Raw genomic sequence first — 6,312 nt, 5'->3', positions numbered from 1 at the left:
GCCTTGGCTCCGATGCCTTGGCTCCGATGCCTTGGCTCCGATGCCTTGGCTCCGATGCCTTGGCAGGCACCCAAACAAACGGCCCGCAGTGCGGGCCGTTTGTTTATCGCCAAAAGCAGCTCCAACCCACGGTGGGTCAGCGCCACGCTCGGACGCATCCTGCTGGATCTATTCCACCACCCGCGTCGTCCCCAACACCCAGGTCATATCCGACGTGCCCCACGGCACGACATGCGCCGGCCGCGCCGGCAATGGCGCCGCATCACCCGGCCAGCCATCGATCCCGGCCGCCACCTGCACCTCGACCGGGCCGCTGTTTGCCGGCCAGCGCAGCTCGATTCCCTGCGGCCCCGGCGCCTGCCAACGCAACCGCGACCAACGCTCGGCCTCATCCAGTAGCGGCGCATCCTCGCCCTGCAACTGCACCTTGGGCACCACCACGCTGCTCTTCAGCCGTACCCGCAGATCGCGGGTGCCCGCCGGTGCCAGGATGCGCAGCACCGCTTGGCCGGTCTCGGCATCGTGCGACGTCTCAAAGCGCACCGGCTCGGCCATCGCAATTGCCTCCGCGGGCGTCGCCATGGCGTCGGTCAGGTCCAGCGCCGGGACCGAAACATGCACCGTTTCACCCTGCCCTGCACCCAAGGCGTTCCGGCTCCAGTCCAACACCCCCGGTAGCACGCTGACCCGGTGGTACTGCTTGTTTTCCGGATCGGCCACGAAGATCACCTGCGACAATTCCGGATAGCGCTCTGGGTCGGAGCGGGTAAACGACGCAGCAGTGAGTACACCAGCGGCCACCAGCAGCGTGGCGATCGCAGCACCGGCAAGCAGGCGCCCGCTTCCGTGAGCCAAACGCACCCACGGCAGCAACAGCGCGGCCAGCCACGCGAACGGCAACGCAAGTACCTCCGGCGTGCCGAACCCGATCGCCTCGAACAGCTGCAGCGCAAAGTGGAAGACATGCGCCAATGCGAACGCGGTGATCACCGCCGCCACGATCACACGGGCGATCTGCAGCGGCACCTGCGCGGGCAGCAGCCAAGCGACTGCAGCCAGTGCCAGCAACGGCCACAGCAGCAGCGGCGCCAGCTCGGGCGCCAGCACCTGCACGATGGCGCCGATGAGCCAGGCAAGGCCCAGTGCACCCAGCCGCACGCTTTCGCCGCGTACCGCGCTACCGGCGCTGGTCCACGCCAGCAGCGCGACCAGCACACCCAGCACCAGCCCAATGACATCCACGCCGCCGCGCAGCGAGGCACAGGCCCCCACCAGCAGGGCCAGCACGGCAAACGGTTTACGCCCGGCCTTGCACAGCGTCAGTGCACCCAACGCCAGCACCACGCCGATGGCCAACAGTCCCTCGCCCGCCGCCAGCGTCGAGAATGCCGCCAGCAGGTCGCGGTTGTTCACCAGGCTGGCATCGCCACCGCCCAGCAACCGGTACGACACCCGCACCGCCAGGGCAACCGACAGCAATGCCAGCGGCCACCACGCCACACCACCGACCACGCCCCGCCAACCGCCCTGCTTGAACGTGGTACGGCGCGCGACCACGACAAGGACGAGCAGTCCAAACGCCAGCACGCACCAGCCCGACCACATCGGCACGCCGATCATCCAGCCGCCCGGCAGATCGCTGTAGATCGCATCCCGCCTGGACGTCGGCAGGGTCGCGGAGGTTGCCAGTTGCCGTACCAGCGGCAGCACCTGCGCGCCCATGTGCTGCACGCTGCCCGGGTCCAGGTTGGCCACGCTCGCGGTGGCGGCGTGATAGTCGAACTGGCTCCCGATGATCGCGAAGTTCACGCCAGGAATGCCCAGCTTTGCCGGCACCGTGAAGTCGGTTCCATTGGGCATGTAGCGGTAGACGAAGCCGGTCAACGAATTGCCCAGCGGCTGCGGCGCCAGCGATGCGAACGTCTTCAACAGCGCCGCATTGCCCGGTCCGGTTTCAAACAGCACCGCACGGCCACTGCTGCCACGCGCCTCCAGGTTGATCGCCGTCCCGATCCGCGCGGCCAGCGGATGCGATGCAAAGAACGCGCGCGCACCCAACAGGCCAGCCTCCTCGGCATCGGTGAACAGGAACACCACGTCACGCTGCCGTGCATCTTTCTGCAGCACACGGGCTATTTCCAGCATCACCGCAACGCCGAGGCCATCGTCGGCCGCACCGGGCGACTGGGCCACGCTGTCGTAGTGCGCCATCAGCAGCACCGCAGGCAAGCTGCGATCACGGCCCGGCAGTACGGCGACCACGTTCTCTACATTGGCCGCGCGCACACCGCGCCCGTCGCCMTTGCCGTACTCCGCAGCCGCATGCGCGCGCTGCACCGATGCCTGCAATCCCGCCTGCTGCAGATGCGTGACCAGGCCATCGCGCACCCGCGCCGCAGCGGCCGAGCCGGTGGGATGCGGTTCGGCGGCGATCCAGCGCAGGTGCTGCATGGCGCGGGCCGCCGAGAATTCGGCAGCGGCGATGCTGGCCGACTGTGGCGGCGGCGTCTTCTGCGCGCTCCAGGCAGACCATGCGGCAATGAAGATGCCGAGGAACAGAAGGGGCAGCGTGTAGCGAGCGATATCACGGGCGGGCCGCCGCGCGCTCATGGGCGCACCTTGCGATCGAGCACGTTTGCCAAGCAGCAGGGAAGCGCAATCACGAGCACGGCGGGAATCCGGGAAAGACGACCTTCGCAGAATTACAAAGATATTTCCGATATGTCAAATTATTTTCTGATCAGCCAATTCCGGACACTTCCCGACCCTCGTACGCCTGCGCCATCAACCGCTTGAGATCCGCTGAACCCCAGTGACCAACTGTCCTCGCATCACGCATGTTGGGTGCGAGCGGCAGGCGCAGATCAGCGTCGACATGCAGAACAGCAGCAGCCGGCTTTTTCTGCGGCACGACGGTGGCAACGCGGTGCGTAACGTACGACAGTCGGGCCGTCGCGTGCCCCTACCTGTCAGCACCGGTCGCACAACTGACGAGGGCGCCTCGCGGCGCCCTCGTCATTCAACTCATTCCCACTCGATCGTCGCCGGCGGTTTCCCCGAGATGTCATAGACAACCCGCGACACCCCCCGCAGCTCATTGATGATCCGGTTGCTCACCGTGCCCAGGAAGTCATACGGCAGGTGCGCCCAATGTGCCGTCATGAAATCGATGGTTTCCACCGCGCGCAGCGCGATCACCCACTCATACGCACGCGCATCACYGACCACGCCCACCGACTTCACCGGCAGGAACACCGCGAACGCCTGGCTGGTCTTGTCGTACAGATCGGCCTTGCGCAGCTCGTCGATGAAGATGGCATCGGCCTTGGCCAGCAGTTCGGCGTATTCGCGCTTCACTTCGCCGAGGATGCGCACGCCCAGGCCCGGGCCCGGGAACGGATGGCGGTAGACCATGCTGCGCGGCAGGCCGAGTTCGACGCCGAGGCGACGCACTTCGTCCTTGAACAGCTCACGCAGCGGCTCGACCAGGCCCAGCTTCATGTGCTCGGGCAGGCCGCCGACGTTGTGATGGCTCTTGATCACGTGGGCCTTGCCGGTCTTGCTGCCGGCCGACTCGATCACGTCGGGGTAGATGGTGCCCTGCGCCAGCCACTTGGCGTTCTTCAGCTTGGTGGATTCTTCATCGAAGATGTCCACGAACAGGTTGCCGATGATCTTGCGCTTGGCTTCCGGGTCGCTGACGCCTTCGAGCTTGCTGAAGTAGCGGTCCGCCGCGTTGACGCGGATCACCTTGACGCCCATGTGCTCGGCGAACATCGCCATCACCTGGTCGCCTTCCTGCCAGCGCAGCAGGCCGGTATCGACGAACACGCAGGTCAGCTTGTCGCCGATCGCCTTGTGCAGCAGCGCGGCCACGACCGACGAATCAACGCCGCCGGAGAGGCCCAGGATCACTTCGTCATCGCCCACCTGCTCGCGCACGCGGGCGATCTGGTCGTCGATGATGTTGGCGGCGGTCCACAGGGTTTCGCAGCCGCACACGTCCACCACGAAGCGGCGCAGCAGCGCCTGGCCCTGCAGGGTGTGGGTCACTTCCGGATGGAACTGCACGCCGTACCAGCGCTTTTCTTCGTTGGCCATCGCGGCCACCGGGATGCGATCGGTCACCGCGGTGACGGTGAAGCCCGGGGGTGCGACGGAGACGTGGTCGCCGTGGCTCATCCAGACGTTCAATTTCGGCTCGCCGCCGTGGTCGCTCAGGCCCTTGAACAGCGCATCCGGGGCGACGACGTTGACTTCGGCATGGCCGAACTCACGCTGGTCGGCCGCTTCGGTGGCGCCACCGAGCTGGGCGGCCAGGGTCTGCATGCCGTAGCAGATGCCGAAGATCGGCAGGCCGCTGTCGAACACTTCCTGCGGTGCGGCCGGCGCACCCGGCAGGGTGGTCGATTCCGGGCCGCCGGACAGGATGATGCCCTTGGCGCCGAACGCGGCGATGTCGGCCGGGTTGTGGTCCCATGCCCAGATCTCGCAGTACACGCCGAGCTCGCGGATGCGGCGCGCGATCAGCTGGGTGTACTGGGCGCCGAAATCGAGAATGAGGATCTTGTCGTTATGGATGTTGGTCATGGTGCCCGGGCAATGCAGGAGTAAATACGGGAAACACAGCGTCGTTACCGGCGGCCGATAGAGAAAGAGGAACGGGAATCAGCTTCCTCGTTCCTCTTTGCTCATGCTGCATCAGGCGCGGTAGTTCGGCGGCTCTTTGGTGATCTGCACGTCGTGGACGTGGCTCTCACGTTGGCCGGCGCCGCTGATCTTGACGAACTTCGGCTTGGTGCGCATGTCTTCGACGGTGCCGCAGCCCACGTAGCCCATGGTGGCGCGCAGGCCGCCCATCAACTGGTGGATGATGCCGCCAACCGGGCCGCGGTACGGCACGCGGCCTTCGATGCCCTCGGGCACCAGCTTGTCGGCGCTGGAGGCGTCCTGGAAGTAGCGGTCCTTGGACCCCTTCTCCATCGCGGCCAGCGAGCCCATGCCGCGGTAGCTCTTGTACGAACGTCCCTGGAACAGCTCGGTCTCGCCGGGCGATTCCTCGGTACCAGCCAGCAGGCCACCGATCATGATGGTGGAGGCACCGGCGGCCAGCGCCTTGCCGATGTCGCCGGAGTAACGGATGCCACCGTCGGCGATCAGCGGGATGCGGTCCTGCAGCGCCTCGGCGACCAAGTCGATCGCGGTGATCTGCGGCACGCCGACACCGGCGACCACGCGGGTGGTGCAGATCGAGCCCGGGCCGATGCCGACCTTGACCGCGTCCGCGCCGCTGTCCAGCAGCGCCAGTGCGGCTTCACCGGTGCAGATGTTGCCACCGACGACCTGCACCTGCGGGAAGTGCTTCTTGACCCAGCTGACGCGGTCCAGCACGCCCTGCGAGTGGCCGTGCGCGGTGTCCACCACCAGCACGTCCACCCCGGCGGCGACCAGCGCCTCGACCCGGCGGTCGGTATCGCCACCGACGCCGACGGCCGCGCCGACCAGCAGGCGGGTGGCGGTGTCCTTGGCGGCGTTGGGGTAATCGGTGTTCTTCTGGATGTCCTTGACGGTGATCAGGCCGCGCAGGGCGAAATCATCGTTGACGACCAGGATCTTCTCGATGCGGTTGCGGTGCAGCAGCTGCAGCACTTCATCGGAGGCCGCGCCTTCCTTGACCGTGATCAGGCGATCCTTCTTGGTCATGATGTGGCGGACCGGATCGTCCAGCTCGGTCTCGAAGCGCATGTCACGGTGGGTGACGATGCCGACCAGCTGGCCGCCGCCGTCCACCACCGGCACGCCGGAGATGTTGCGCGCCTGGGTGAGGGCCAGCACGTCTCGGATGGTGGTTTCCGGGCCGACGGTGATCGGGTCGCGGATGACGCCGGCCTCGAACTTCTTGACCTTGGCGACTTCAGCGGCCTGCTGCTCCACGCTCAGATTCTTGTGGATGATGCCCATGCCACCGAGCTGGGCCATGGCGATCGCCAGGCGGGCTTCGGTGACCGTGTCCATGGCCGCGGAAAGGATCGGAAGCTTCAGCCGCAGGTCGCGGGTCAGCCGGGTTTCCAGGCTGACATCCTTGGGCAGGATCAGGGAGTGTGCGGGGACGAGCGAGACGTCGTCGTAGGTGAGAGCTTCAGCCTGGATGCGCAGCATCGGCATACCCGAGATGTGGGGAAGCGCGACATTTTACCCTGATTCGGCCGCCTTGGGCAGGGGGCGGATGCGACGGTGTGTCGCACCGGACCCGGTAGAGCCGACCGTTGGTCGGCTGCTCTTGGCGCGGTGGCACACCGATCCAGGCCAGGC

At 66.6% G+C, this 6,312-nt stretch carries 3 protein-coding genes; all 3 read right to left on the bottom strand.

The genetic code is table 11. From position 1 onward, the window contains the following. Positions 1-168: 168 nt before the first annotated feature. The 3 genes from AC1DQP_RS14890 to guaB all read right to left on the bottom strand — a co-directional run bounded on the left by AC1DQP_RS14890 (position 169) and on the right by guaB (position 6,159). On the bottom strand, positions 169-2,610 hold the full coding sequence (locus AC1DQP_RS14890) for a M20/M25/M40 family metallo-hydrolase (protein WP_478051897.1): 2,442 nt from the start codon (positions 2,608-2,610) through the stop codon (positions 169-171). Between the two features lie 414 nt (positions 2,611-3,024). Beyond that, the gene (gene guaA, locus AC1DQP_RS14885) at positions 3,025-4,590 is read right to left on the bottom strand and encodes a glutamine-hydrolyzing GMP synthase (RefSeq protein WP_478051896.1); all 1,566 of its coding nucleotides are present in this window, start codon (positions 4,588-4,590) and stop codon (positions 3,025-3,027) included. 111 nt (positions 4,591-4,701) lie between these two features. Next, positions 4,702-6,159 carry an IMP dehydrogenase gene (gene guaB / locus AC1DQP_RS14880; RefSeq protein ID WP_478051895.1) on the bottom strand — a complete coding sequence of 486 codons (1,458 nt, stop codon included), beginning with the start codon at positions 6,157-6,159 and terminating at the stop codon, positions 4,702-4,704. Between the last annotated feature and the right edge of the window lie 153 nt (positions 6,160-6,312).

The sequence above is a fragment of the Stenotrophomonas sp. P5_A8 genome (assembly GCF_056400545.1).
This window is presented reverse-complemented; position numbering and strand designations above follow the sequence as displayed.

Coding starts and splice junctions, on each gene's coding strand:
- guaB (WP_478051895.1), bottom strand. CDS start 6,159: ATGCTGCGCATCCAGGCTGAAGCTCTCACCTACGACGACGTCTCGCTC.